The sequence below is a fragment of the Nocardioides sp. GXQ0305 genome (assembly GCF_050880345.1).
In the GTDB taxonomy this organism is placed as follows: Bacteria; Actinomycetota; Actinomycetes; order Propionibacteriales; family Nocardioidaceae; genus Nocardioides.
In genome coordinates, this window is sequence record NZ_JBNYXG010000001.1 from 825,055 (window position 1) to 849,335 (window position 24,281).

Sequence of the window (24,281 nt, forward strand, 5' to 3'; positions counted from 1 at the left end):
CACGTCCGCGACTCGGGGGAGGGTCGTCGGCGACGACCCTCCCTCGGCGTGTCCGCAGCCACGGGACTAGGGTGCGAAGCGCGCAACCGCGGCTTGTCGAGCAGAACAGGACTGGGCGAACAGTGGACTTGATGGAGTACCAGGCGAAGGAGCTCTTCGCCAAGCACGGTGTGAAGGTGACGCTCGGGAGGACCGTCGAGACTCCCGAGGACGCACGGGCCGCCGCCGAGGAGATCGGTGGCGTGTGTGTGGTGAAGGCCCAGGTCAAGGCCGGTGGCCGGGGCAAGGCGGGAGGCGTCAAGGTCGTCAAGACGCCCGACGAGGCCGAGCAGGCCGCACGCACGATCCTGGACCTGGAGATCAAGGGCCTGCCGGTCAACCGGGTGCTCGTCGTACCGGGCGCCTCGATCGAGGAGGAGTACTACTTCTCGTTCCTCCTCGACCGCGGCAACCGCTCCTACCTCTGCATCGCGAGCGTCGAGGGCGGCGTCGAGATCGAGGAGGTCGCCCGGACCAACCCCGACGCGGTCAAGAAGATCGCGATCAACGCCGGGACCGGGGTCGACCAGGCCAAGGCGGAGGCGATCGTCGACGAGGCGGGCTTCCCCGCGCCGCTGCGCGACCAGGCGGTCGAGATGGTCCGGAAGCTGTGGACGGTCTTCGTGGAGGAGGACGCCACGCTGGTCGAGGTCAACCCTCTCGCCCGGCTCTCGGGCGACGTGCTCGAGGCGCTCGACGGCAAGGTGTCCCTCGACGACAACGCCGACTTCCGCCACGAGGACCACGCACGGTTCGTGATCCGCGAGGAGTCCGACCCGCTCGAGGCGAAGGCCAAGGACAAGGGCCTCAACTACGTCAAGCTCGACGGCGAGGTCGGGATCATCGGCAACGGCGCCGGTCTGGTCATGTCGACCCTCGACGTCGTCGCGTACGCCGGTGAGAGGTACGGCGGGGTGAAGCCGGCCAACTTCCTGGACATCGGAGGCGGAGCCAACGCGCAGGTGATGGCCGACGGTCTCGACGTGATCATCCACGACGCGCAGGTGAAGAGCGTGTTCGTCAACGTGTTCGGCGGCATCACCGCGTGCGACGAGGTCGCGAGCGGCATCAAGGGCGCGCTGGAGATCCTCGGCGACGAGGCGAGCAAGCCGCTCGTGGTGCGCCTCGACGGGAACAACGTCGACAAGGGCCGGCAGATCCTCCAGGAGCTGGACCACCCGCTCGTGACCATGGTCGACACGATGGACGGCGCCGCCGACAAGGCGGCCGAGCTCGCCCACGGCGCCTGAGGACGGAGAGAAGAGATGTCGATCTACCTGAACAAGGACTCCAGGATCATCGTCCAGGGCATGACGGGCGGCATGGGCTCCAAGCACACCACCCTGATGCTCGACGCCGGGTCGAACATCGTGGGCGGCGTGAACGCCCGCAAGGCCGGGACCTCCGTCGAGCTCGGCGGCCAGGAGCTGCCCGTCTACGGCACCGTGAAGGAGGCGATGGCCGAGACCGGCGCCGACGTGTCGGTCGTCTTCGTGCCGCCGGCCTTCACCAAGGACGCCTGCATCGAGGCCATCGACGCGGGCATCGGCCTGCTCGTGGTGATCACCGAGGGCGTGCCGGTCCAGGACTCCGCCGAGGTGTTCGCCTACCTCGAGGGGTCCAGCAACCACGGGGGCACCCGGATGATCGGCCCGAACTGCCCGGGGATCATCACGCCCGAGGAGTCGCTGGCCGGGATCACGCCGCACACGATCTGCGGCAAGGGGCCGATCGGGCTGGTGTCGAAGTCCGGCACCCTCACCTACCAGATGATGTTCGAGCTGCGTGACCACGGCATGTCGACCGCCATTGGCATCGGTGGTGACCCGGTCATCGGCACCACCCACATCGACGCGCTCGAGGCGTTCGAGAACGACCCCGACACCAAGGCGATCGTGATGATCGGCGAGATCGGCGGGGACGCCGAGGAGCGGGCGGCGGCGTACATCAAGGACCACGTGACCAAGCCGGTCGTGGGCTACGTCGCGGGCTTCACTGCTCCCGAGGGCAAGACCATGGGTCACGCCGGTGCCATCGTGTCGGGATCCTCGGGCACCGCCGCCGCCAAGAAGGAGGCGCTCGAGGCGGTCGGGGTGAAGGTCGGCAAGACGCCGTCGGAGACCGCGGAGCTGATGCGGGACATCGTCAAGAGCCTCTGACGGCGGCCGTCAGTCCCTCAGCTCCTCCAGGGCGGCGAGCTGCGGCTCGATCAGGTCCCGGGTGTCGGTGACCGCGTCGGGACCGGCGCCGGCGTACGACTCGCTGAGCAGCAGTGCCGGGCCGACGCGGACCACGTGGACGAGCATGGCCGTCGGTGGCTCGCCGGCGTACGTCGTCCGGATGGTGCGACCGGGCCAGCCGTCGGTCCCCGGGAGCACCTCGACCTCGCTCCCGGGCACGTCACCGCGCGGACAGCGCTGCGCGCTGGAGACCAGGGCGGCCTGCGCGTCGTCGGCCACCGACTCCTCGGAGAACAGGAGCACGGTCCGTGTCTCGCTGGTCTCGCCGCCGGCCAGCCGGGCCGAGCGTGCGTCGACGGCGTCGACCGCGGAGAGCGGGCGCTCCCCGCAGAGCTCGAGCTCCTCGGCGAGCAGCGCCCGGCCGGGGAACACGCGCGGGTCGGACATCCCTGCGCCGATGGGGAGGCCGGCCGGGAGCTCACTCGGCTCCTCGGGACCACCGTCACACCCCTCGACGGCGAACACGCACATCGCGGTGACGAGGTCCGCGCTGGTCGCGGACGCGTCCTCGATGCCGGCGGGCACGGTGGAGCCGAGATCCCACTCGCCGCCGAGGTCGACCGCGAGGATCGCGTTGCCGACCCGCGTGAGCTGGTAGACGTCGCCGCCGAGGCCCAGCTCGAACGTGCGGCTCAGGGTCAGCGACTCGTCGCCGACTCCGCTGCTCTCGTGCACCGTCCACCGGGTGTCGCCGTCGCCGCACCGCGCCACCCGGTCCCGGATGGTCGCGAGCACCGCTGTGGCGGCCCGGTCGTCGGGGAACGTGACCAGCTCGCGCGCGTCGAGGAGCTCCGGGCCGCTGGCACTGGCGGCCAGGCGCTCGACGTAGTCGCCCGGCCACTGCGCGGGACCGTTGCCGTCGTCCTCACAGATGTCCAGGGGCGCGATCCCCCGGGCCCGGGCGCCGGGACCGGAGATCGGATCGCCCTCAGGAGCCCGGAGGCCGCGCTCGAGGGGGAAGCCGGACGGAATGTCGGTCCGCCACTCGTCGGCCGACTGCGGCGGGGACGAAGGGGAGCCGGCGGGAGGCGCCGAGCGGCGGCCCTGGTCGACCAGACCGGTGCCGGCGACCGCGACGACGGCCACGGCAGCGGCGGCTCCGAGGGAGACAGCAGCGGCACGACGTCGGCGTCGGCGGTCCCCGCGACGGCGTACCTCGGCGGCCGGCAGGGGCGTGACCTCCACGGCGCCGGGGTCGAACAGGTCGAGCGGAGTCTGCTCAGGCATGACGCTTCTCCGGGGTGTCGGCGATGAGTGCGGCCAGGGCGTCGCGACCGCGGGAGAGTCGGGCCTTCACGGTGCCCTCGGGGGAGTCCACCTCGCGGGCGACCTCGTGCACGGGCAGGTCGGCGATGTGGTGGAGGACCAGCGCTCGCCGCTGCGGCTCCGGGAGCTTCCGGAGTGCGGCGACCAGCGCGACGTGCGCCTCGTCCGGCGGATCCGCGGTCAGCGCCGGGGACACCGCCCGATCCGGGCTGCGACGGGCGCGCACGGCGCGGCGCCAGCGGCTCACTGCCAGGCGGTACGCCGTCGTCCGGACCCAGGCCTCGGGGTGGTCGGCGGTTCGCAGCCGGCGCCGGTGGGACCAGGCCCGGACGAAGGCCTCCTGGACGCAGTCGTGCGCCTCCTCCCGGTCGCCGATCATGGCGTAGAGCTGACCGACCAGGCGCGGGAACGACGCGGTGTAGAAGGCGTCGAACTCGGTCTCGTCCATGCGCTCCGTCCCCTCCTGGTCCGCCTGCCCGGCGGTGTGCACCGTCGCCTCTGATACGCACGGAGGACCGGTCGGGTTGCACCAGGCGACGGACTTCGCCGCCCGGACAGACGACCTCCGTGCGGCACGGGGGTGGGTGGGCAGCGTCGCGGCGGCCCGCCATGGAAGTCTGTCAGGGTGGGCGACGCACGTGGCCGGAACACGGGAGCGGACCGGGTGTGACGAGGCAGCTCCCGCACCTGCTCGTGCTGCCGAGCCCGTTCCTCGGGCCGACGCCCTACGAGCGGCTGGCGGCGGCGCTGTCGTCGCAGAGGTACGCCGCGTCGGTCGCGCCCTCCCCCGACACCCCGGACGCCCTCGACCTGGTCTCGTCGTGGTCCTCGCTGGCGGCCGGGCTCGGCGAGGTGGTGCTGGTGCCGCACAGCAACGCGGGCTACCTCGCACCTGTCGTGGCTGCCGCGCCCCTAGGGGTCCCGATCGTCTTCGTGGACGCCGCGCTGCCCACCACCGAGGGGTCCACGGGACTGGCGCCGGCCGGGTTCCGTCCGCAGCTCGCCGAGCTGGCGGGCCCGGACGGCAGGCTACCGAGGTGGACCCGGTGGTGGCCGCGCGCGGACGCTGCCGCGGTGCTGCCCGACCCGTGGCTGGACCGGGTCGACGCCGTCGTCCCGGAGGTCCCGCTGATCTACGTCGACGCCGAGGTGCCCGTGCCGGCCGGCTGGGCCGAGGGCGGGCGTGGCTACCTGGCGTTCGGGTCGACGTACGCCGACGAGCTGGCCTTCGCCGAGCGGCACGGCTGGCCGTACCGCCGGCTGGACGGCGCGGGCCACCTGCACCTCCTGCTGGAGCCCGACGAGACCGCGTCGGCGGTCGCGGACCTGGTGGCTCAGCTGACCGGCTGAGGCACCGTGGCTCGCCCGGTGGTCTGGAGGTCGTGGGTCATCCGGGCGATGGCCTGGTCGAAGGGGTCCGCGCGGGGCGTCGCCGTGTCCCTTGCGACCGATCCGTGTCTTCGGTTGCATGGCGGGAACGGAGACCGTCTGAGAACCAGCAAGGGAGAGGGAGACAGATGTTCGCCGAGGACTATCCACGATTCATGGAAGTCAGCGACCTCGCACCGCAACCCCACCGGACGAACGAGCGCTACGAGGCGGTGTTCGCCAGCAACCGGGACATCTTCGAGGGGGCGCGGGTGCTCGACCTGGCCAGCCACGACGGGCGCTTCTCGTTCGCCGCGCTGAAGACCGGGGCTGCGCACGTGACCGGGGTGGAGGTCAGGCAGAGCCTGATCGACAAGGCCGAGGAGACCTTCGCCTTCTACGGCCAGGACCCGGAGACCTACCGCTTCGTCTGCGGCGACCTCTTCGAGGTGCTGGCCCGTGAGAGCTTCGACGTCGACGTGGTGCTGTGCCTCGGGTACCTGTACCACACCTACCGGCACACGGAGCTGATGTACCGGCTCCACCACCTGGAGCCCAAGCACCTGATCGTCGACACCATGGTCACGGCGGACGCGGAGCAGGACCTCCGGGTGATCGGCGAACCGAACGCGAAGGACATCCGTAGCGCCTCCCAGGACGACTGGTCGGTGGGGCGGGTGCTCGTGCTGCGGCCCTCGGTGCCGGCGGTGCAGATGCTGATGCACGCCTACGGCTTCGAGATCGAGTCCATGTACGACTGGCAGGGACGGCTGGCCGGACGACCCGTCGAGGCCGGCCTCAAGGGCTACGCCAGGGGCGAGCGGGCGACCGTGCGCTGCCGCTTCCGCAAGGAGATCATCCAGGAGGCCTGGGACCCGGTCGTGGCGCTCCCGGGCGTCGCGAGCCCACCGGCACCACCGCGAGCGGGCGGCGCGCGGAACGAGCCCGACCCGGCCCCCGCCCCGCCGGCCGGAGGGTGGCGCGAGCGGGTCAACAGGGTGCTGGCGAGGGCCACGGGCTACGAGCTGCACCGAGCGGGCACCGGGGCAGGAGGCGGGCAGGCCTAGCGCCGCAGGTAGGCCAGCCGCTCGCCGGCCCGGAGCACGAGCTCGACGAACGGGTCGGGGCCGATGGTGACGTTCCGCCCGGGGATGAAGCCGAGCTGCGCGACGGTGTCGCCACGACGGACGACGCCCATCAGGTAGGTGACGGTCTGCCGGTCGTCGATCTCGACGGTGACCCGCCACGCGGCGTGCTCGGCGCCCTTGTCGGCCTCGGACGCGATCGGCTCCACGTCGGCGCCGAGGTCGCGGTCGGCACAGCTGGCCATCTTCCGGCGCACGGTGGCCACGAACTCGCGCGCCTCGGCGTCCGAGCCGAAGGAGCCGGCGGTCTCGGTGACGCCGAAGGTGGCCGGCAGCCGTGCCTCGGGGATCAGGAAGGTGCGGGTGACGCCGTCGCGCACGGGCTTGCCCGAGAAGTCGGTGCGGTCGCAGTTGGTCGCCGCCACGTTGTCCCGGGCCTCGCGGGGTTCGGTGCCGACCCAGGGGCGGGCGACGCGGGGCACCATCGGCAGGTCGACGCTGGCCAGCAGGCCGGGCACCTCACCGACCGGCACGGGCGGGACCTCCTCGGCGTGGGGGACGGTGGCGCAGCCGTCACCCTGCGGGGTGGGGCACATGCCGTTGACCGCCAGCACCAGCATCCGCGTGGCGCCCGCGACGTCGGGCTCGGCGTTGTCGTCGGTGCGGTAGAAGATCGTGGTGGTGATCTGGCCGGTCCGGGCCACGCCGGCGAGGTAGGTCTTCCCCTTGCTCCAGTCGCGCAGCCGCAGCAGCATCGCCTGGTCCCCGACGTCGTCGACCCGGTGGGTCGACTGCAGCTGCACCTGCGGCGCGGTGCACCCGGCGTACCAGGCCAGCGACTGGCGATACGTACGCCGGGCCGAGCGGACGTTCTGCGACAGCTCGGCCGTCTGGACCGCGGAGACCTTCGGCTCGCCTCGTGCGGGCTTGGTCGTGTAGGAGCGGACCAGCGCGGCGCGGGCGGACGGGTCGGCGTACCGGCGCTGCTGGCACGGGGTGGCCAGGCCGTCGCCCTCCCGGTTGTCGCTCGTCCGGGTGGCGCGCCAGCCGGTCCCGTCGACCGCCAGCCCGAGCTCGCCGTCACCCACCAGCGCGTCGGCGTCGAACCGCACGGGGTCGGCGTCGGCGGTGACCGACCGGCTGTTGTCGATGGCGGCGTGCGGCAGCTCGGTCCGCCCGTCGGTGCCGTCGACCAGCAACCCCGTGCCGACGACCGCTGCCAGCCCGGCGACCGCCCCGACGAGCGTGTGCGTACGTCGGCGCGCCGCTCCCGAGCGCCGCAGGATCGAGGCGCGCGGCCAGCTGACGTTGCCCACCTGGGCGTGCAGCGCCTCGAACAGCCGTGGCACGTCGCCCGCCTCGACGTCGCGGAGGGCGGTGAACCGCTCGCAGGCGGTCCGGGTCTGCCGCTCGGCCTCGGGGCGGGTCAGCCCGAGCTCGCGGGCCCGGTCGGCGAGCGGCAGGGCGGTGAGCGCCTCGAGGAGCAGCGCCTTGCGCTGTCCGACCGACAGCTTGCCGAGCGACTCCAGGGTCCTCGCGACGTCCGGGTCGAGGTTGCGGTCGCGGTGGAAGATCCGGGTGGTGTGGCGGCGCTGCGCGTGGGTCCACGCGTGCGGACGCACCCACGACTCGGGGTCGGCCAGCCGGCTCACCTTGCGCCAGTGGTGCCAGGTGACCACGAACGAGTCGCGCACCGCGGACCGGGAGGCCGGGAGGTCGCCGGTCAGCGCGTAGGTCTGGAGCAGCAACCGGGTCCGCGCGCTCTTGTAGAAGGCGTCGAACTGGTCGGGCTGCGTCATGACCGACCCACCATACGGGTGAGGCGGGCGGCCGGGCACATCGGCGTGGGAGCGCTGAACGGGCGTGGGGCCGCGCGAGGATGGCCGCGCCATGACTTCGCTGCTCTCGGCTCCCGACCGCCCCGCCGTCACGGCGAGTGACCTCCGCCACCGGCGCCCGCTCACCCTCGTCGCCGCCCTCGGCGGGGTGGCCGCCGCCGGCACGCTGCTGACGGTCTGCCTGGCGCTCGGCGTGACCGGGTGGTTCCTCGCGGACGCAGGGACCCACGGGCAGCCGCGCGACGCGTTGCGGGTCGGAGCGCTGGCGTGGCTGATGGCGCACGGGTCGGGGGTGGTGGTGGCCGGCGTGACCGTCACCGCCGTACCCCTGCTGCTCACGCTCGCCGCCGGCTGGCTGGTGTGGCGGCTCGGCCACACCGTCGGCGACCTGGTGTCCGGGCACGGGCCCGACTCCGACCAGATCTCCGACGGTGAGCGTGACTGGACGGTGCCGTCGGCGACCCTTCTCTTCGCCGTCGGGTACGCCGCCGTGACGTCCCTCACCCTGGCGCTCGCCGGAACCCCGGCGACCGCGCCCTCGGGACCCCGGGCGCTCGGCTGGTCCCTGCTGCTGGCCCTCCTGGTCGGCGGACCCGCCATCGCGGTCGGCAGCGGCCGCGCCGCGATCTGGGCTGCCGTCGTGCCGGCCCACCTCCGCGCGGCCGCGGCGACCTGCGGCGCGATCGTGCGTACCTTCCTGCTCGTGTCCCTGGTGGCGCTGCTCGCGGCGCTGGCGCTCGACCTCGGGACCGCAGCCAACGTCGTGTCCGGCCTGCACCTCTCGGCGGGCGAGACCTCCGTCTACGCCCTGGTGTCGGCCCTGCTGCTGCCCAACGCCACGGTCTTCGCCGGCAGCTACCTGTTGGGGCCGGGCTTCGCGGTCGGGACCCAGACCCTGGTCAGCCCGACGATCGTCCTGACCGGGCCGCTCCCGGCGTTCCCCCTGCTAGCGGCGCTTCCGGACAGCGGCCCGACACCGGCCTGGACGGTGTGGCTGGTGGCGCTCCCCGCCCTGGTCGCGGCGTACGCCGCAGCCCGGGCCCAGCGCCGCCGCCCCACGCTGCGCTGGGACCGCGGCGCTCTCCGGGGCTGCGTCGGCGGCGTCTCCGCGGGCGTCGTGATCGCCCTGCTCGCCGGCGTGGCCGGGGGTGCCGTCGGGCCGGGCCGGATGCAGGTCGTCGGGCCGGTCGCCACCGAGGTCATGGTGCATGCGGTCACCTCCTTCGGCATCGGCGGCCTGGTCGGTGGGCTGCTGATGACGTGGTGGCAGCGCCGCTCCCGCGCCTGAACGTCATCTAGGGTGCGGTGGTGCGCCTCGTCGTCCTCGTCTCCGGCACCGGCACCAACCTCCAGGCACTGCTCGACGCCTGCGCCGATCCCGCGTACGGCGCCGAGGTGGTCGCCGTCGGGGCCGACCGGGACGGGATCGAGGGGCTGGCCCGGGCCGAGCTGGCCGGCGTGCCGACGTTCGTGTGCCGCGTCGGCGACTTCGCCGACCGCGGTGCGTGGGACCGGGCGCTCGCCCAGGCGGTGACCGCCCACCGACCCGACCTGGTCGTCTCCGCCGGCTTCATGAAGCTGGTCGGCCCGCCCCTGCGGTCCCGCGTGGCGATGGTCAACACCCATCCGGCGCTGTGCCCGGCGTTCCCGGGCATGCACGGCGCCGCCGACGCCCTCGCCTACGGCGTCAAGGTCACGGGTGCGACGCTGTTCGTGGTCGACGACGGGGTCGACACCGGCCCGATCGTCGCCCAGGTGCCGGTGCCGGTCGCGGACGACGACACGGCGGAGTCGCTCCACGAGCGGATCAAGGTCGCCGAGCGGGCGATGCTGGTCGGGAGCATCGGGCGGATGGCCCGGGAGGGATGGTCGCTCGACGGGCGCCGGGTGCGGATAGGCTGACTGCCCGTGTCAGACACTCGCATCCCGATCCGTCGCGCGCTGGTCTCCGTCTACGACAAGGCCGGGCTCGACGACCTGTCCCGGGGCCTACACGAGGCCGGTGTCGAGCTGGTCTCCACGGGGGGATCGGCGGCGCTGATCGAGGGGCTGGGCCTCCCGGTCACGAAGGTCGAGGACCTCACCGGGTTCCCCGAGTGCCTCGACGGCCGGGTCAAGACGCTGCACCCGAAGGTGCACGCGGGCATCCTGGCCGACCGGCGCCTGGACACCCACGTCGCGCAGCTGGCCGACCTCGGCGTCGAGCCCTTCGACCTCGTGGTCTCCAACCTCTACCCGTTCACCCAGACCGTCGCCTCCGGTGCGGCGCCCGACGAGTGCGTCGAGCAGATCGACATCGGCGGCCCCTCGATGGTCCGCGCCGCCGCCAAGAACCACCCGTCCGTCGCGATCGTCACCGCCCCCGCCCGCTACCCCGACGTGCTCGCCGCCGTGGCGGCGGGCGGCTTCACGCTCGAGGAGCGGCAGCAGCTCGCGGCCGAGGCGTTCGCCCACACCGCCGCCTACGACGTTGCGGTAGCGGGCTGGATGGCCCAGGAGCTGGCCGGCGACGAGACCGGCTGGCCCGCGTTCGCGGGCCTGGCGCTGGAGCGCTCCGCGGTGCTGCGCTACGGCGAGAACCCGCACCAGCGGGCCGCGCTCTACGTCGACCCCGACGCCGGGGCCTCGCTGGCCACCGCCGAGCAGCTGCACGGCAAGGAGATGTCCTACAACAACTACGTCGACGCCGACGCCGCGCTGCGGGCCGCCCACGAGCAGGGCGACGTCCCGACGGTCGCGATCATCAAGCACGCCAACCCGTGCGGCATCGCGGTCGGCGCCGACGTGGCCGACGCGCACCGACGCGCCCACCAGTGCGACCCGGTGTCGGCCTTCGGTGGCGTGATCGCGGTCAACCGCCCGGTGTCCGTGGCGATGGCCGAGCAGGTGGCCGAGGTGTTCACCGAGGTGATCGTCGCGCCGGCGTACGACGACGGCGCCGTCGAGGTCCTCCGGGGGAAGAAGAACATCCGGATCCTCCGCACGTCCGGGCACGGCGGCGTCGGCCTGGAGTACCGCCAGGTCTGCGGCGGTGCCCTGGCGCAGCTCGCCGACACGGTCGAGGCCGAGGGCGACGACCCGGCGACGTGGACGCTGGCGACCGGTGCGGCGGCTCCTGCGGAGGTGCTCGCCGACCTCGCCTTCGCCTGGCGGGCCTGTCGGTCGGTCAAGTCCAACGCCATCCTGCTCGCGAAGGACGGCGCCTCGGTCGGCATCGGCATGGGGCAGGTCAACCGGGTCGACTCCTGCCGGCTCGCCGTCGAGCGGGCGGGGGAGCGGGCTGCCGGGTCGGTCGCCGCCTCCGACGCGTTCTTCCCCTTCGAGGACGGCCCCCAGATCCTGCTCGACGCCGGCGTCACCGCTCTCGTGCAGCCGGGAGGTTCGGTCCGCGACGAGCTCACGGTCAAGGCGTGCGAGGCGGCGGGTGTGACCATGTACCTCACCGGCACCCGTCACTTCGCCCACTGACGACACCGGTCCAGACCGGTCCCCACATCTTTTCTCACCGGACCCTGTCCGGAGCGGCTACGCTGCACGCACCTGTCGGCAGGCTCGGGCTGCTTGCATCCGAAGCCAGACCCGGGGGAAGCCGATGTTCGTCCGTCTCGCACTCACGTCCGTCCTGAGCGTCGTGGCGCTCGCGCTGCCGCTGCTGCCACTCACGTCCGCCGCAGCGGCGACGCCCGCGGCGGCGACGTCGACGGCCGCGCCCGCGGCCAAGGCGGCCGCCGCGCGTCCTACCTGCGGAGGAGTGCGGGCGACGTGGGTCGGCACGAACGGCCGCGACCGGTTCAAGGGCACCGGGAAGCGTGACGTGGTCGTGGCCCTGGGGGGCCGCGACCGGATTCGTGGCATGGGCGGACGGGACGTCATCTGCGGTGGTGGCGGAACCGACAACCTCGCCGGTGGGCCCGGCAACGACCGGGTCCTCGGGGGTCCGGGCGCCGACGTGCTGTCCGGCGGCGACAACAGCGACACGCTCCGTGCCGGCCCCGCGGCCAGTGCGCCCGACGTCCTGCGCGCCGACAAGGGTGCCGACGTGCTGGTCGGGAACGGCGACTCCCGCCTCGTGATGGGGACCGCTCCCCAGGGCGTGACCGTGAATCTGGCCGCCGGGACCTCGACCGGGCGTGGCCCCGACCGGCTCTCCGGGATCACCCGGGTGCGCGGCAGCTCCGGTGACGACCGGATCATCGGCAGCCCGGCTGCCGAGGCCCTCGACGGCGGTGGCGGCGACGACGTCGTCAAGTCGCGTGGCGGCGCCGACCGGCTGCTCGCGAACGCCGGCCGCGACCGGCTGCGCGCCGGTCAGGGCGCCGACGTGATGGTCCGCTCGCGCGCATCCGGCACCGCCCGCCTCGGCTCCGGCGGTAAGGGCAACGACACCTTCCTGGTCGCCGGTGGCACGGTCATGTTCACGGGCGGGCCGGGGACGGACACGCTGTCGCTCGCGTCGGCGTCGGGCGGCGTCGACGTCGACCTGAGCGTCACCCCCCAGACCGCGTCGCGCGCGGTCAGGGGGACCTTCGACTCGATCGAGGACGTCATCGGGTCCGCGTTCAACGACGACCTCATCGGCAGCGACGCCGACAACGTCCTCGACGGCCGCGACGGCGTCGACAGCGCGACGGGTGGCCCCGGGACCGACACCTGCGTGGCCGAGACCGTGTCCGAGTGCGAGGCCTGACCGGTCCCGGGCCTACACTCCGGCAGGTGACCGCGAAGACTCTCGACGGAGCCGCCACCCTCGCGGCGATCAAGGCCGAGCTGACCCAGCGGGTGGGCAAGCTCAAGGAGCAGGGGATCGTGCCCGGCCTGGGCACAGTGCTCGTCGGGGACGATCCCGGCAGCCACTGGTACGTCGGCGCCAAGCACAAGGACTGCGCCGAGATCGGCATCACCTCCCTGCGGAGGGACCTCCCCGCGACGGCCACCCAGGCCGAGGTCGAGGCGGTCATCGACGAGCTGAACGCCGACCCCGCCTGCACCGGCTTCCTGGTGCAGCAGCCGACCGGGCTCGACGAGTTCGCGCTGCTGTCCCGCGTCGACCCCGACAAGGACGTCGACGGTCTCCACCCCGTCAGCCTCGGCAAGCTCGTCCTGGGTGAGCCCGGGTCGCTCCCGTGCACGCCCGTCGGGTGCATCGAGCTGCTGCGCCGCCACGGCGTCGAGCTCGCCGGCGCCGAGGTCGTCGTGGTCGGTCGTGGCATCACGGTCGGCCGCCCCCTGGGCCTGCTGCTGACCCGGCGCACAGAGAACGCGACGGCCACCCTCTGCCACACCGGCACCCGCGACCTGGCGGCCCACACCCGCAACGCCGACGTCGTGGTCGCCGCGGCCGGCGTACCGGGCATCATCACCGGTGACATGGTCAAGCCCGGCGCGGCCGTGCTCGACGTCGGCGTCTCGCGGGTCGACGGCAGGATCGCCGGCGACGTCGATGCCTCGGTGTGGGACGTGGCCGGCTGGGTCTCGCCCAACCCCAAGGGCGTCGGACCCATGACCCGGGCGATGCTGCTCTCGAACATCGTCGAGATCGCCGAGCGGTCCCTGGGGTGACGGTGGACGAACGACCGGACGCCGGGATCCCGGTCCCGCCCGAGGAGCCGCCGCGACGGTACCCGTCGACGATCGGTGGCGCGCTCTACCTGGTCTCCCTGCTCGGCGTCGGCTGCGGCCTGGTGATCGTGATGATCGGCGACTGGCGGCTCGGGGTCCGGTTCGCCGGCGGCTCGCTGCTCTTCGCGGCCGCGTGCCGGCTGCTGCTGCCGCGCCACCACGCCGGGATGCTGGCCGTCCGCAACCGGTGGTTCGACACCGCGGTGCTGAGCCTGCTCGGCGGAGCGCTGGTCGTGCTCGCGGGGTCGATCCCCAACCAGCCCCTCTGACGCTCGGAGGTTGAGGTGCGAGCGTCAGCGAGCCTCGCAACCCCCGCACCACGGCAGGGGCGAGCGCGGCAGGGTTCCGGCCCTGCGCCCGTCACCGGGTTTCGACGCGCGCATCGCGAGCTCGCAGGCTCGCTCGCGGCGCTTGCTCAGCCTTCGCAGGCGACGGGACTGCGCTCGTTCCTCGCGCTGGCCCTGCCCGTCACGGGGTTTCGACGCGCGCATCGCGAGCTCGCAGGCTCGCTCGCGGCGCTTGCTCAACCTTCGCGGGCGACGGGACTGCGCTCGTTCCTCGCGCCGTCCCTGCCCGCTCTCAGATCAGGCCGAGCTCCGAGACGGCCTTCCGCTCGTCCTCGAGCTCGGCGGCGGTGGCGTCCATCCGGCCCCGTGAGAAGTCGTCGATCTCGAGACCCCGGACGATCTCCCAGTCGCCGTCGCGGGTGGTGACCGGGAAGGAGTAGACCAGGCCCTCCGGGACGTCGTAGGAGCCGTCGGAGCGGACCGCCATCGAGACCCAGTCGTCGTCGGCGGAGCCGTACAGCCAGTCGCGGGCGGCGTCGATCGTCGCGGACGCGGCGGAGGCCGCGGACGACGAGCCACGCGCCTCGATGATCGCGGCGCCACGCTTGGCGACGGTCGGGATGAAGTCGTTCTCGATCCAGGCTTGGTCGTCGACGACCTCCGCGGCGTTGCGGCCGCCGACCTCGGCGTGGAACAGGTCGGGGTACTGGGTGGCCGAGTGGTTGCCCCAGATCGTCATGTGGCGGATGTCGGTGACGGCCGCCCCGGTCTTGGCGCTCAGCTGCGAGATCGCCCGGTTGTGGTCGAGCCGGGTCAGCGCCGAGAACCGCTCGGTCGGGATGTCGGGGGCGTTGCTCATCGCGATCAGAGCGTTGGTGTTGGCCGGGTTCCCGGTCACGCCGATCCGGACGTCGTCGGCCGCGACCTCGTTGAGCGCCTTGCCCTGTGCCGTGAAGATCGCGCCGTTGGCCTCGAGCAGGTCGCCACGCTCCATGCCGGGTCCGCGGGGGCGGGCACCGACGAGCAGCGCGAGGTTGACCCCGTCGAAGATCTGGGTGGCGTCGGCACCGATCTCGACCCCGGCCAGCGACGGGAACGCGCAGTCGTCGAGCTCCATCACGACGCCCTCGAGCGCCTTGAGGGCCGGCTCGATCTCGAGCAGCCGCAGCTCCACCGGACGGTCGCCCAGCGCGCCGCTCGCGAGGCGGAACAGCAGGCTGTAGCCGATCTGGCCGGCGGCGCCGGTCACGGCCACCTTCAGCGGACCCCGGGCGTGAGCGTTCACGACGTGCTCCTTGAGGCTGTTGTTCATGGGACGGGCCCGACGCTAGCAGCGGTGCGACATGCTGTGCCCATGCCCCCACGTCGCCTGCTGGCGCTCCCGGCGCTCGTCCTGGGCGGCGTCGGGCTCACGGGCTGTGGTGCTGCCGGAGACCCGCCCACGGTCTCGCCCGGCGGCGTGGACATGCTCCAGGTCCCCACACCCTCGCCCGATCCCGACGACTTCGTCGCACGCGTCGACAACCCGTGGCTGCCCCTGCTCCCGGGGGCGGAGTGGGTCTACGAGTCCACCGACGGCGAGACGATCACGGTCACCGTCACCGACCGGACCCGCGAGGTGGCCGGTGTGACGACGACGGTCGTCCGGGACGTCGTCACCGACGAGGAGGGCGAGGTCGTCGAGGAGACCGACGACTGGTTCGCCCAGGACCGCGCGGGCAACGTCTGGTACTTCGGCGAGGACACCGTCGAGTACGACGACCGCGGCCGCCCCGACCGGGCGGGGTCGTGGGAGGCCGGCGTCGACGGGGCGCAGGCGGGCGTCGTGATGCTCGCGAGGCCGCGTCGGGGCGACGGCTACCAGCAGGAGTACGCCGCGGGCGAGGCCGAGGACCGCGCGACCGTGCTGGCCCTCGACGAGGCGCGGGCGGTCGGGTCGGAGTCCTACACCGACCTGCTCCTCGTCGAGGACACCACGCCCCTGGAACCCGGCCTGGTGGAGCACAAGTACTACGCCCGCGGCACCGGGCTGGTCTTCGAGGAGACGGTGTCCGGAGGCAACGGAGAGGCCGAGCTGGTCGAGTTCACCCCGGGCGAGGCGGCACGATAGTTTCGTGGGGTGACTGACTCGACGGACCAGCCCGCTCCCGCCTCTCGGATCATCTACACGCTCACCGACGAGGCGCCGCTGCTGGCGACGTACTCGTTCAAGCCGATCATCGAGGCGTACGCCGCGAAGGCGGGCGTCGACGTCGAGACCCGCGACATCTCGCTGGCCGGCCGGATCATCGCGCAGTTCCCCGACCGGCTCACCGACGAGCAGCGGATCGACGACGCCCTGGCCGAGCTGGGCGAGCTCGCGACCAAGCCCGAGGCGAACATCATCAAGCTGCCCAACATCTCTGCCTCCATCCCGCAGCTCAAGGCGGCGATCAAGGAGCTGCAGGAGCAGGGCTACGACCTACCCGACTACCCCGAGAACCCGCAGTCCGACGAGGAGCGCGACGCCCGCGCGAAGTACGACAAGGTCAAGGGCTCGGCGGTCAACCCGGTGCTGCGCGAGGGCAACTCCGACCGTCGCGCGCCCGCGTCGGTGAAGAACTACGCACGCAACCACCCCCACCGGATGGGGGCGTGGTCCGCGGACTCGCGCACCTCGGTGGCGACGATGGGCCAGCGTGACTTCCGCTCCAACGAGAAGTCGGTCGTCGTCGACGGTGACGACACCCTCCGGATCGAGCACGTCGCCGCCGACGGCACGACGACGGTGCTGAAGGAGGAGGTGAAGGTCCTCGCGGGCGAGGTCGTCGACGCCACCTTCATGGACGTCGCCGCGCTGCGCCGGTTCCTCACCGAGCAGATCGCGCGCGCCAAGGCCGACGACGTGCTCTTCTCGCTGCACCTGAAGGCCACCATGATGAAGGTCTCCGACCCGATCATCTTCGGCCACGCGGTGCAGGCGTTCTTCCCCACGCTCTTCGAGCAGTACGGCGAGCAGCTCGCCGCCGCCGGCGTCTCGCCCAACGACGGGCTCGGCGCACTGCTCTCGGCCGTCGCCGACCTGCCCGACGGCGACGCGGTCAAGGCGGCCGTCGAGGCCGGCCTCGCCGACGGCCCGGAGCTGGCGATGGTCGACTCCGACCGCGGCATCACCAACCTGCACGTCCCGTCCGACGTGATCATCGACGCCTCGATGCCGGCGATGATCCGGGGCGGCGGCCACATGTGGGGCCCGGACGGCGAGGAGCACGACACCCTCGCGGTGATCCCCGACTCGTCGTACGCCGGCGTCTACCAGGCCGTCATCGACGACTGCCGGGAGCACGGCGCGCTCGACCCCGCGACCATGGGCACGGTCCCGAACGTGGGCCTGATGGCCAAGGCCGCCGAGGAGTACGGCTCCCACGACAAGACCTTCGAGGTGCCCGCTGCCGGCGCGGTCCGGGTCGTGTCCTCGGCCGGCGACGTGCTGCTGGAGCACGACGTCCAGCCGGGCGACCTGTGGCGGGCCTGCCAGACCAAGGACGCCTCGATCCGCGACTGGGTCAAGCTCGCGGTCACCCGCGCCCGCGCCACCGGCGCCCCCGCCGTCTTCTGGCTCGACGAGACCCGAGCCCACGACGCGCACCTGGTCGAGAAGGTGCACCAGTACCTGCGCGACCACGACACCGACGGGCTCGCGATCGAGATCATGGCGCCCGCCGACGCCACGGCGTACTCCCTGGAGCGGATCCGCCGGGGCGAGGACACGATCTCGGTCACCGGCAACGTCCTGCGCGACTACAACACCGACCTGTTCCCGATCCTGGAGGTCGGGACCTCGGCCAAGATGCTCTCGATCGTGCCCCTGATGAACGGCGGCGGCCTGTTCGAGACCGGGGCCGGCGGGTCGGCCCCCAAGCACGTCCAGCAGCTGGTGAAGGAGAACTACCTGCGCTGGGACAGCCTGGGCGAGTTCTTCGCGCTGGCGGCCTCCTTCGAGCACCTCGCCGGACGCGAGGACAACGCCCGGGCGCAGGTGCTCGCCGACACCCTCGACCGGGCGACCGAGACGTTCCTCGAGAACGACAAGTCGCCGACCCGGAAGATCGGCGGGATCGACAACCGCGGCTCCCACTTCTACCTCGCCCTCTACTGGGCCCAGGAGCTCGCCGGTCAGACCGACGACGCCGAGCTGGCGTCGGCGTTCCAGGGTCTCGCCGAGACGCTCTCGTCGCAGGAGGACGCGATCGTCGACGAGCTCGCCGCGGTGCAGGGGGAGCCGGCCGACATCGGCGGCTACTACCGGCCGGACGCCGACAAGGCGGCGGCCGTGATGCGCCCGTCGAAGACCCTCAACGAGGCGCTCGCGGCGCTGTAGCCGGGTGCGGGGCCGAGCGCGACCGCGCCAGGCCCGGCACCAGCGCCACACTGACCACGATCGAGGCGACGGCCATCACCGCCATCGCCCGGCCGGCCGCGTCCGGGCCGACGCCGAGCAGGTCCGCGGTGGTCCCGGCGAGCAGGGCGCCCACGGCCTGACCGACCCTGAGGCCGGCGCCGCGCAGGCCCATCATCTGGCCGAGCGTGTCGTCGGGGGTGTGGGCGACCATCCGCTCCTGCAGGGGGAGGCTGTCGGCGTAGCCGACGGCGGCGACCAGCCCGAGCGCCATCGCCACCCCGATCGAGGGCTCGAACCAGAACAGCAGGAACGGCGCGGCCAGCAGGAAGCGGAGCGGGTTGACCAGCCGGTCGCGCACGTCGTGGGGGACGAACCGGCCGACCACGACGTCGCCGGCCAGCATGCCCGCGGCGGTCGCGGCGAACAGGTAGCCCGCCTGCTGCCCGGCGAACGGGATGTAGAGCGCCTCGCAGCCCACGATCAGGCCGTTCGGCACCCACGACGACAGGTAGAGGGGCCGCAGCACCCGGGAGCCGAGCAGCCGTCGGTTCACCTCCCGGGTCCGGCGCACCACCGGGCCGCTGGCGCGGGCCGCGCGGTCGCCGAGCCGGGTGCGCAGCAGCAGGGCGGCGAGCAGCGAGCAGCCCGCCGCGACGAGGAACAGCTGCCCGGGGGACAGGGCCAGGAGCAGCAGGCCGCCCACGCCGTACGCGACCACCTGCATGGAGCCCACGGCGATGTTGAGCGTGGACCTTCCGAGCACGAAGGCCTCGCGGGGCAGGATGTCCGCCATCAGCGCCATGCCGGCGCCGGCGGCGGTCGAGAGCACCAGCCACATCACGGCCAGCAGCCCGAAGCGGGCCGGCCAGGGCAGGCCCGGCACCGCCTGGAGCAGGTCGGCGACGGCGACCACGCAGGCGGCCAGCACCAGCGCCTGCCGCGGCCGCATCGTGTCGGAGGCGGCCAGCACGAAGCCGGAGGCCAGCAGGGCCGCGAGCGGTCCGCCGAACATGCTGAGCCCGGTCAGCACCGCAGAACCGGTCTCCGCGTGCACGATCGTGCCGAGCGCGAGCCCGGACGTCGCCCCCGCGGCCATGGTGAGGCACTGGGTGACGAACAGGGTCCGGAACTCGGCGACCCCGAACAGCTCGCGGTACGTCTTCACCGGGTCATCGTGGGGGGCCGGGTGCGCCGTGCCCTAATGTTTCGTGAGGAGGCGAAACATGGGCTTGTGGCGGATCTCGGCGGACCTGCTCGCGCGGGCGCGGTTCGCGGTGTCGCCGTACGCCGACGTGGTGGCCGCGATGGCGGGCCTGGCCGCTCCGCGCACCCCCACCGAGCGCGCGCTGGCCGCGCTGCACGGTGCCGCGTTCGCCGCGATGCTCGATCGCCACCCGGCCCGGGCGGCCGTGCTGGCCCATGGCTTCCGCGCGGGCTGGACGGCCGACTTCCTGTGCCTCCCGCCGCGCGGCGGCTCGACGACCTTCCCTGACCAGCTCGCGGAGCTCGAGGAGCTGGGCGACCGGCGGCTCCGGGCGGACCTGCTCGAGACCACCGGTGGGCCGCTGCCGACGGCCCTGCGCCGTCCGGGCCTCGTCGGTCACGCCACCGGCCTGCTCGACTGGGTGTGGACCCACGTCGTGGCCAGCGACTGGCCGCGCCGGGAGCGGGTGCTGCGCGCCGACATCGTGGCGCGCACCTCACGCCTGGCCAGCCACGGCTGGGAGGCGGTGCTGAGCGACCTGGGCCGGGACCGGGCGTGGCTCGGCGACGGCCGGCTGCGGATCAACGTGCAGGACAACCCGACCCGCGACCTCGAGGCGGCGAGCGAGCTGTGGTTCGTCCCGGTGCACGGGCCGGCGAGCTCGGTCGGCTGGCGGCTCCCGAGCCGGTACGCCGTCTTCTACCCCGTCGCGGGGGTGCTGGCGGGCCTGGAGACCGGCCAGCCCGGGGCCGCCGGCCGCCTGATCGGGTCCAACCGCGCGCGGTTGCTGGCCGCGCTGGAGACCCCCTCCAGCACCACCGGGCTCGCGGCGCTCACCGGGCTGCCGCTCGGCTCGGTCGGCGGCCACCTGCGGGTGCTGCGCGAGAGCGGGCTGGCCGAGCGGCGCCGCTCCGGACGGGAGGTGCTCTACTGGCGGACCGCGCTGGGCGACGCGCTGGCCGCCGCCGGCCGGCTCCCGCGATGAGACCCACCTGACAGTCATGGGCCGGTCCGCGGCGGAATGCGCGGCGGACGGGCCGGGTTGCAGCCGGTCGTGACCCTCACCCAGACCCGCGCCGAGCAGACCCCTGCCCCGACCCGGCACGTCGCCGTCGCGCTGGCCGCCCTCGCCACGGGTGGCTTCGCCATCGGCACCACGGAGTTCGTGTCGATGGGCCTGCTGCCGCAGCTCGCGCGGGGCGTCGAGGTGTCGATCCCGATGGCCGGCCACGCGATCTCGGCGTACGCGCTCGGCGTGGTGGTGGGTGCCCCGACCATCGCCTTCCTGGCCGCCCGGCTGCCGCGCCGCGCGCTGCTGGTCGCCCTGATGACCGCGTTCGCGCTCGGGAACGCGGCGTCCGCCCTCGCGTCGTCGTACGACGCGCTGCTGGTCGCCCGGTTCGCGGCCGGCCTGCCGCACGGCGCGTACTTCGGCGTCGCGTCGCTCGTGGCGGCGAGCCTGGTCACCGCCGACCGCAAGGGGCGGGCGGTCGCCTCGGTCATGCTCGGACTGTCGGTCGCCAACGTGGTCGGTGTGCCCGCCGCGACCTGGCTGGGACAGAACCTCGGCTGGCGGGCGGCGTACTGGCTGGTGGCGCTGCTCGGCCTGCTCACGGTCGCGCTCGTCGCCGCGTTCGTGCCGTCGTCCCGTGGCGACAGCGACGCGACGTGGAAGCGTGAGCTCGCGGCGCTCCGGCGCCCGCAGGTGGTGCTGACCCTGGCCGCCGGGGCGGTCGGCTTCGGCGGCATGTTCGCCGTCTACACCTACATCGTGCCGACCGTGACCGAGGTGGGTGGGCTGCCGGAGTCGGTGGCGCCGTTCTTCCTGCTGGCCTTCGGGCTGGGCATGGTGGTCGGCACCTGGGTCGCCGGACGGATGGCCGACTGGTCGGTGATGCGGTCGATGTTCATCGGCGGCGCGGGCCAGGGGGTGCTGCTCCTCGTCTTCAGCCTGCTCGCGCCGGCGGGCTGGTGGACGCTGCCGGTGGTCTTCGGGATCACCGTCACCGGATCGGTCCTCGTCGTCGCGCTCCAGCTGCGGCTGATGGCCGTCGCCGCCGAGGCCCAGACCATGGGCGCCGCGATGAACCATGCCTCGCTCAACGTCGCCAACGCCCTCGGTGCCTGGCTGGGCGGCCTGGTCATCGCCGCCGGCTGGGGCTACCGCGCCCCGGCGCTGGTCGGCGCGCTGCTCGCGGCCCTCGGGCTGCTCGTGCTCGGCTGGTCGGCCGCCCTGCGCCAGCGCCAGGGCTGACCGAGCGTCGTCGCGGAGGGCCGGGCTGACAGAATCGCCCGCATGCCAGCCCTGACCGAGCCGCAGACCCAGCCCGTCGGTGCCGCGACGGGCGGCGCCCGCCCGCGGGTGCTGTCGGGCATCCAGCCGACCGCCGACTCCTTCCACTTCGGCAACTACCTCGGCGCGCTGCGGCAGTGGGTGGACCTGCAGGAGGAGCACCAGCCGTTCTTCTTCATCGCCGACCTGCACGCGATCACCGTCGAGCAGGACCCCCGGCTCCTCCACGACCGCACCCTGCGGGCCGCGGCCCAGCTGCTGGCCATGGGCATCGACCCGACCCGGTCGGCGATCTTCGTGCAGAGCCAGATCCCGGCCCACGCGCAGCTGGCCTGGGTGCTGCAGGGGCTCACGGGCTTCGGTGAGGCCCGCCGGATGACCCAGTTCAAGGACAAGTCCTCCCGGGGCGGCGAGGGCGCCGCCAGCGTCGGCCTCTTCACCTACCCGGTCCTCCAGGCCGCCGACATCCTGCTCTACCGACCCCACTACGTGCCCGTCGGCGAGGACCAGCGCCAGCACCTCGAGCTCACCCGCGACCTCGCCCAGCGGTTCAACCACCGCTACAAGAAGACCTTCCGGCTCCCCGAGCCCTACATCCTCAAGGCCACCGCGAAGATCACCGACCTCCAGGAGCCGACCGCGAAGATGTCGAAGTCGGCGTCCTCGCCCGCGGGCATCATCGAGATGCTCGACGAGCCCGGCGTCAGCGCCAAGAAGATCCGCTCGGCCGTCACCGACTCCGGCTCGGAGATCCGGTTCGACCCCGAGGGCAAGCCGGGCGTGAGCAACCTGCTCACCATCTACTCCGCGCTGACAGGGCGGCCCGTGGTCGAGCTCGAGGAGGCGTACGCCGGCCAGGGCTACGGCGCGCTCAAGTCCGACCTCGCCGACGTGGTGGTCGACGTCGTGACCCCGTTCCGCGACCGCACCCTCGAGCTGCTCGACGACCGCACCCACCTCACCGACGTGCTCCGCCGCGGCTGCGAGCAGGCCGGGGCGATCGCCGAGGCCACCCTGCGCGACGTCTACCGGCGGGTGGGTTTCGTGCCGGCGTCCGCACAGTAGGCTCGTCCGGTGCCCACGATCGGAGTAGCTCTGGCGATTCCCGAGCCCTGGGCCACCCAGCTCCAGGACTACCGGACCGCGCTCGGTGACGAGACGGCGACCCGGATCCCGACCCACATCACGCTGGTCCCGCCCACCGAGGTGGGTGACGACGACCTCGCGGCGATCGACCGGCACCTCGCGACGACGGCGCGGGGCTTCCCGCCGTTCACCGTCCACCTGCGCGGCACCGGCACGTTCCGGCCGGTCTCGCCGGTCGTCTTCGTGACCCTCGCCGAGGGCATCTCGGGTTGCGAGCAGCTCGCCCACGCCGTACGCCGCGGACCGCTCGACGTGCCCCTCCAGTTCCCCTACCACCCCCACGTGACGATCGCCCACCACCTGCCCGACGAGACCCTCGACCGTGCCTTCGCCGAGCTGGCCTCCTTCGAGTGCGTCTTCCCCGCCGACGAGTTCCACCTCTACCGTCACGAGGACGCCGCGGGCTGGCGCCCCACGCGGGAGTACCCGCTCGGGGGAGCCGCCTGATGGCCGGGCCCCAGGAGCGGCTCGAGGCGCTGCGGCAGCGGCGGCCGTTCGTCGACCACGTGTTCCGGATGGTGGAGCACTACGGGACGGTCAAGGGCAACCTGCAGGCCGGCGCCGTCACCTACTTCGCCTTCCTGTCGTTCTTCCCGGTCCTCGCGCTCGGTTTCCTCGTCGTCGGGCGGCTGGCGGTGGTCTTCCCGAACGCCGACGACGCGCTCTCCGACGCGCTGGAGTCGATGCTGCCGGGCATCTTCGGGACCGACGAGGGCGAGCTCTCCGCTGAGACCTTCCAGCAGGACGGCACCGGGCTGCTCGCGATCGTCAGCGTGCTGGGCCTCCTCTACGCCGGCCTCGGCTGGCTGTCGGCGATGCGCGAGGCGCTGATCGTGATGTTCGAGATGCCGGCTCCCGAGCAGCCCAACTTCGTCCTCGGCAAGCTGCGCGACCTGCTGAGCCTGGTGATCATCGGAGTCACCCTGATCCTCAGCGTCGCGGTCGCCGGGTTCGTGAGTGGCTTCGCCGCCGACATCCTCGGGTGGCTCGGCCTGGGCGAGGAGCTCGCGTGGGCTCTGCAGCTGCTGTCGGTCGCCCTCGGGTTCGGCGCCAACCTCCTGCTGTTCTTCATCCTGTTCAAGCTGCTCGCACGCCCGAGCACCCCCACCGGCAGCCTGTGGGCCGGGGCGCTGCTCGGCGGGATCGGCTTCGAGCTGCTCAAGCGGCTGTCGTTCCTGCTGCTCGAGGCGACGCAGAACTCGCCGGCGTTCCAGGTCTTCGGCATCGCGCTGATCCTCCTGGTCTGGATCTACTACTTCTCCCGCATCGTCATGTACGCCGCGGCCTGGGCCCACACCGCGGCCGCGGCCCGCGCGCAGCGCGAGCACGACGCGCTGCACGCCGACCGCTCGGAGCTGCAGATGCGGGAGCTGGCCGAGGTGCCGCTGCGCGAGACACCCGCGCCGAAGCGTTCCCGCGTCTCACCCGGCGCCGCCTTCGCCGCCGGCAGCGCCTCCACCCTCGGCCTGGTCGCGCTCGCCCGCCGCCGCAAGGGTTGAGTTGGGGAGGAATCGC

22 protein-coding genes are annotated in these 24,281 nt (G+C 73.1%); 17 read left to right on the top strand and 5 right to left on the bottom strand.

Going from position 1 to position 24,281, the window contains the following annotated elements:
- The first annotated feature begins 122 nt into the window (after positions 1 to 122).
- Positions 123 to 1,289 carry an ADP-forming succinate--CoA ligase subunit beta gene (sucC, locus tag ACQ1X7_RS03940; RefSeq protein ID WP_432476848.1) on the top strand — a complete coding sequence of 389 codons (1,167 nt, stop codon included), beginning with the start codon at positions 123 to 125 and terminating at the stop codon, positions 1,287 to 1,289.
- Positions 1,290 to 1,304: 15 nt separating this feature from the next.
- Entirely contained in the window at positions 1,305 to 2,198 is an 894-nt protein-coding gene (gene sucD, locus ACQ1X7_RS03945; RefSeq protein ID WP_432476849.1) for a succinate--CoA ligase subunit alpha, read from the top strand.
- 9 nt (positions 2,199 to 2,207) lie between these two features.
- On the opposite strand, the gene ACQ1X7_RS03950 is transcribed toward sucD, so the two are convergent.
- Complete coding sequence (locus ACQ1X7_RS03950) at positions 2,208 to 3,506, bottom strand: hypothetical protein (protein WP_432476850.1); 1,299 nt, start codon at positions 3,504 to 3,506, stop codon at positions 2,208 to 2,210.
- Positions 3,499 to 3,993 (bottom strand): RNA polymerase sigma factor, encoded by a 495-nt coding sequence (locus tag ACQ1X7_RS03955; RefSeq protein WP_432476851.1) that lies wholly within the window; start codon positions 3,991 to 3,993, stop codon positions 3,499 to 3,501. The genes ACQ1X7_RS03950 and ACQ1X7_RS03955 overlap by 8 nt, the downstream gene beginning before the upstream one ends.
- A 218-nt stretch (positions 3,994 to 4,211) precedes the next feature.
- Here ACQ1X7_RS03955 and ACQ1X7_RS03960 point away from each other — a divergent pair, with 218 nt between their 5' ends.
- Both ACQ1X7_RS03960 and ACQ1X7_RS03965 read left to right on the top strand, forming a co-directional pair.
- Complete coding sequence (locus tag ACQ1X7_RS03960) at positions 4,212 to 4,895, top strand: hypothetical protein (RefSeq protein ID WP_432476852.1); 684 nt, start codon at positions 4,212 to 4,214, stop codon at positions 4,893 to 4,895.
- Positions 4,896 to 5,089: 194 nt separating this feature from the next.
- A complete protein-coding gene (locus ACQ1X7_RS03965; RefSeq protein ID WP_432476853.1) occupies positions 5,090 to 5,980 on the top strand; it encodes a class I SAM-dependent methyltransferase in 891 nt (296 codons plus the stop codon).
- Here the strand turns inward: ACQ1X7_RS03965 and ACQ1X7_RS03970 are convergent.
- Positions 5,977 to 7,797 carry a hypothetical protein gene (locus tag ACQ1X7_RS03970; protein ID WP_432476854.1) on the bottom strand — a complete coding sequence of 607 codons (1,821 nt, stop codon included), beginning with the start codon at positions 7,795 to 7,797 and terminating at the stop codon, positions 5,977 to 5,979. The two genes, ACQ1X7_RS03965 and ACQ1X7_RS03970, sit on opposite strands and share 4 nt — an antisense overlap.
- Positions 7,798 to 7,888: 91 nt before the next feature.
- Here ACQ1X7_RS03970 and ACQ1X7_RS03975 point away from each other — a divergent pair, with 91 nt between their 5' ends.
- From ACQ1X7_RS03975 to ACQ1X7_RS04000, 6 genes are all read left to right on the top strand, one after another.
- Complete coding sequence (locus tag ACQ1X7_RS03975) at positions 7,889 to 9,124, top strand: cell division protein PerM (protein ID WP_432476855.1); 1,236 nt, start codon at positions 7,889 to 7,891, stop codon at positions 9,122 to 9,124.
- A 20-nt stretch (positions 9,125 to 9,144) separates the two neighbouring features.
- A complete protein-coding gene (purN, locus tag ACQ1X7_RS03980) occupies positions 9,145 to 9,738 on the top strand; it encodes a phosphoribosylglycinamide formyltransferase (RefSeq protein ID WP_432476856.1) in 594 nt (197 codons plus the stop codon).
- Between the two features lie 6 nt (positions 9,739 to 9,744).
- Positions 9,745 to 11,304, top strand: a complete 1,560-nt coding sequence (gene purH / locus ACQ1X7_RS03985; RefSeq protein WP_432476857.1) for a bifunctional phosphoribosylaminoimidazolecarboxamide formyltransferase/IMP cyclohydrolase — start codon at positions 9,745 to 9,747, stop codon at positions 11,302 to 11,304.
- 124 nt (positions 11,305 to 11,428) lie between these two features.
- Entirely contained in the window at positions 11,429 to 12,523 is a 1,095-nt protein-coding gene (locus ACQ1X7_RS03990) for a calcium-binding protein (RefSeq protein ID WP_432476858.1), read from the top strand.
- Positions 12,524 to 12,549: 26 nt separating this feature from the next.
- Positions 12,550 to 13,395, top strand: a complete 846-nt coding sequence (locus ACQ1X7_RS03995; RefSeq protein ID WP_432476859.1) for a bifunctional methylenetetrahydrofolate dehydrogenase/methenyltetrahydrofolate cyclohydrolase — start codon at positions 12,550 to 12,552, stop codon at positions 13,393 to 13,395.
- Positions 13,396 to 13,397: 2 nt separating this feature from the next.
- Complete coding sequence (locus ACQ1X7_RS04000; RefSeq protein WP_432476860.1) at positions 13,398 to 13,724, top strand: DUF3017 domain-containing protein; 327 nt, start codon at positions 13,398 to 13,400, stop codon at positions 13,722 to 13,724.
- Positions 13,725 to 14,034: 310 nt separating this feature from the next.
- Here ACQ1X7_RS04000 and ACQ1X7_RS04005 read toward each other — a convergent pair whose 3' ends face one another.
- Positions 14,035 to 15,054 carry a malate dehydrogenase gene (locus ACQ1X7_RS04005; protein ID WP_432476861.1) on the bottom strand — a complete coding sequence of 340 codons (1,020 nt, stop codon included), beginning with the start codon at positions 15,052 to 15,054 and terminating at the stop codon, positions 14,035 to 14,037.
- 42 nt (positions 15,055 to 15,096) lie between these two features.
- On the opposite strand from ACQ1X7_RS04005, the gene ACQ1X7_RS04010 reads away from it, so the two are divergent.
- Positions 15,097 to 15,852: a hypothetical protein gene (locus ACQ1X7_RS04010; protein ID WP_432476862.1), complete on the top strand. Its 756-nt coding sequence runs from the start codon at positions 15,097 to 15,099 to the stop codon at positions 15,850 to 15,852.
- Positions 15,853 to 15,861: 9 nt separating this feature from the next.
- Complete coding sequence (locus tag ACQ1X7_RS04015; RefSeq protein ID WP_432476863.1) at positions 15,862 to 18,102, top strand: NADP-dependent isocitrate dehydrogenase; 2,241 nt, start codon at positions 15,862 to 15,864, stop codon at positions 18,100 to 18,102.
- Here the strand turns inward: ACQ1X7_RS04015 and ACQ1X7_RS04020 are convergent.
- Positions 18,077 to 19,288, bottom strand: a complete 1,212-nt coding sequence (locus ACQ1X7_RS04020) for a hypothetical protein (RefSeq protein ID WP_432476864.1) — start codon at positions 19,286 to 19,288, stop codon at positions 18,077 to 18,079. The two genes, ACQ1X7_RS04015 and ACQ1X7_RS04020, sit on opposite strands and share 26 nt — an antisense overlap.
- Before the next feature lie 58 nt (positions 19,289 to 19,346).
- Between ACQ1X7_RS04020 and ACQ1X7_RS04025 the strand changes: the two genes are divergently transcribed.
- From ACQ1X7_RS04025 to ACQ1X7_RS04045, 5 genes are all read left to right on the top strand, one after another.
- Complete coding sequence (locus tag ACQ1X7_RS04025; protein ID WP_432476865.1) at positions 19,347 to 20,312, top strand: ArsR/SmtB family transcription factor; 966 nt, start codon at positions 19,347 to 19,349, stop codon at positions 20,310 to 20,312.
- 69 nt (positions 20,313 to 20,381) lie between these two features.
- Positions 20,382 to 21,581, top strand: a complete 1,200-nt coding sequence (locus tag ACQ1X7_RS04030) for an MFS transporter (protein ID WP_432476866.1) — start codon at positions 20,382 to 20,384, stop codon at positions 21,579 to 21,581.
- Between the two features lie 42 nt (positions 21,582 to 21,623).
- Positions 21,624 to 22,685: a tryptophan--tRNA ligase gene (gene trpS, locus ACQ1X7_RS04035; RefSeq protein ID WP_432476867.1), complete on the top strand. Its 1,062-nt coding sequence runs from the start codon at positions 21,624 to 21,626 to the stop codon at positions 22,683 to 22,685.
- A 9-nt stretch (positions 22,686 to 22,694) separates the two neighbouring features.
- Positions 22,695 to 23,213 carry a 2'-5' RNA ligase family protein gene (locus ACQ1X7_RS04040; RefSeq protein WP_432476868.1) on the top strand — a complete coding sequence of 173 codons (519 nt, stop codon included), beginning with the start codon at positions 22,695 to 22,697 and terminating at the stop codon, positions 23,211 to 23,213.
- A complete protein-coding gene (locus ACQ1X7_RS04045; protein ID WP_432476869.1) occupies positions 23,213 to 24,265 on the top strand; it encodes a YihY/virulence factor BrkB family protein in 1,053 nt (350 codons plus the stop codon). Before ACQ1X7_RS04040 ends, ACQ1X7_RS04045 begins: the two co-directional genes overlap by 1 nt.
- The last annotated feature ends 16 nt before the right edge of the window (positions 24,266 to 24,281 follow it).

Bases quoted from the DNA above. Each gene is read 5' to 3' on its own strand.
- trpS (WP_432476867.1), top strand. From the start codon at position 21,624: ATGCCAGCCCTGACCGAGCCGCAGACCCAGCCCGTCGGTGCCGCGACG.
- ACQ1X7_RS03970 (WP_432476854.1), bottom strand. From the start codon at position 7,797: ATGACGCAGCCCGACCAGTTCGACGCCTTCTACAAGAGCGCGCGGACC.
- ACQ1X7_RS03950 (WP_432476850.1), bottom strand. From the start codon at position 3,506: ATGCCTGAGCAGACTCCGCTCGACCTGTTCGACCCCGGCGCCGTGGAG.
- ACQ1X7_RS04025 (WP_432476865.1), top strand. From the start codon at position 19,347: ATGGGCTTGTGGCGGATCTCGGCGGACCTGCTCGCGCGGGCGCGGTTC.
- ACQ1X7_RS04005 (WP_432476861.1), bottom strand. From the start codon at position 15,054: ATGAACAACAGCCTCAAGGAGCACGTCGTGAACGCTCACGCCCGGGGT.
- ACQ1X7_RS03965 (WP_432476853.1), top strand. From the start codon at position 5,090: ATGGAAGTCAGCGACCTCGCACCGCAACCCCACCGGACGAACGAGCGC.
- ACQ1X7_RS03955 (WP_432476851.1), bottom strand. From the start codon at position 3,993: ATGGACGAGACCGAGTTCGACGCCTTCTACACCGCGTCGTTCCCGCGC.
- ACQ1X7_RS04010 (WP_432476862.1), top strand. From the start codon at position 15,097: ATGCCCCCACGTCGCCTGCTGGCGCTCCCGGCGCTCGTCCTGGGCGGC.
- sucD (WP_432476849.1), top strand. From the start codon at position 1,305: ATGTCGATCTACCTGAACAAGGACTCCAGGATCATCGTCCAGGGCATG.
- ACQ1X7_RS03990 (WP_432476858.1), top strand. From the start codon at position 11,429: ATGTTCGTCCGTCTCGCACTCACGTCCGTCCTGAGCGTCGTGGCGCTC.
- ACQ1X7_RS03975 (WP_432476855.1), top strand. From the start codon at position 7,889: ATGACTTCGCTGCTCTCGGCTCCCGACCGCCCCGCCGTCACGGCGAGT.
- ACQ1X7_RS04045 (WP_432476869.1), top strand. From the start codon at position 23,213: ATGGCCGGGCCCCAGGAGCGGCTCGAGGCGCTGCGGCAGCGGCGGCCG.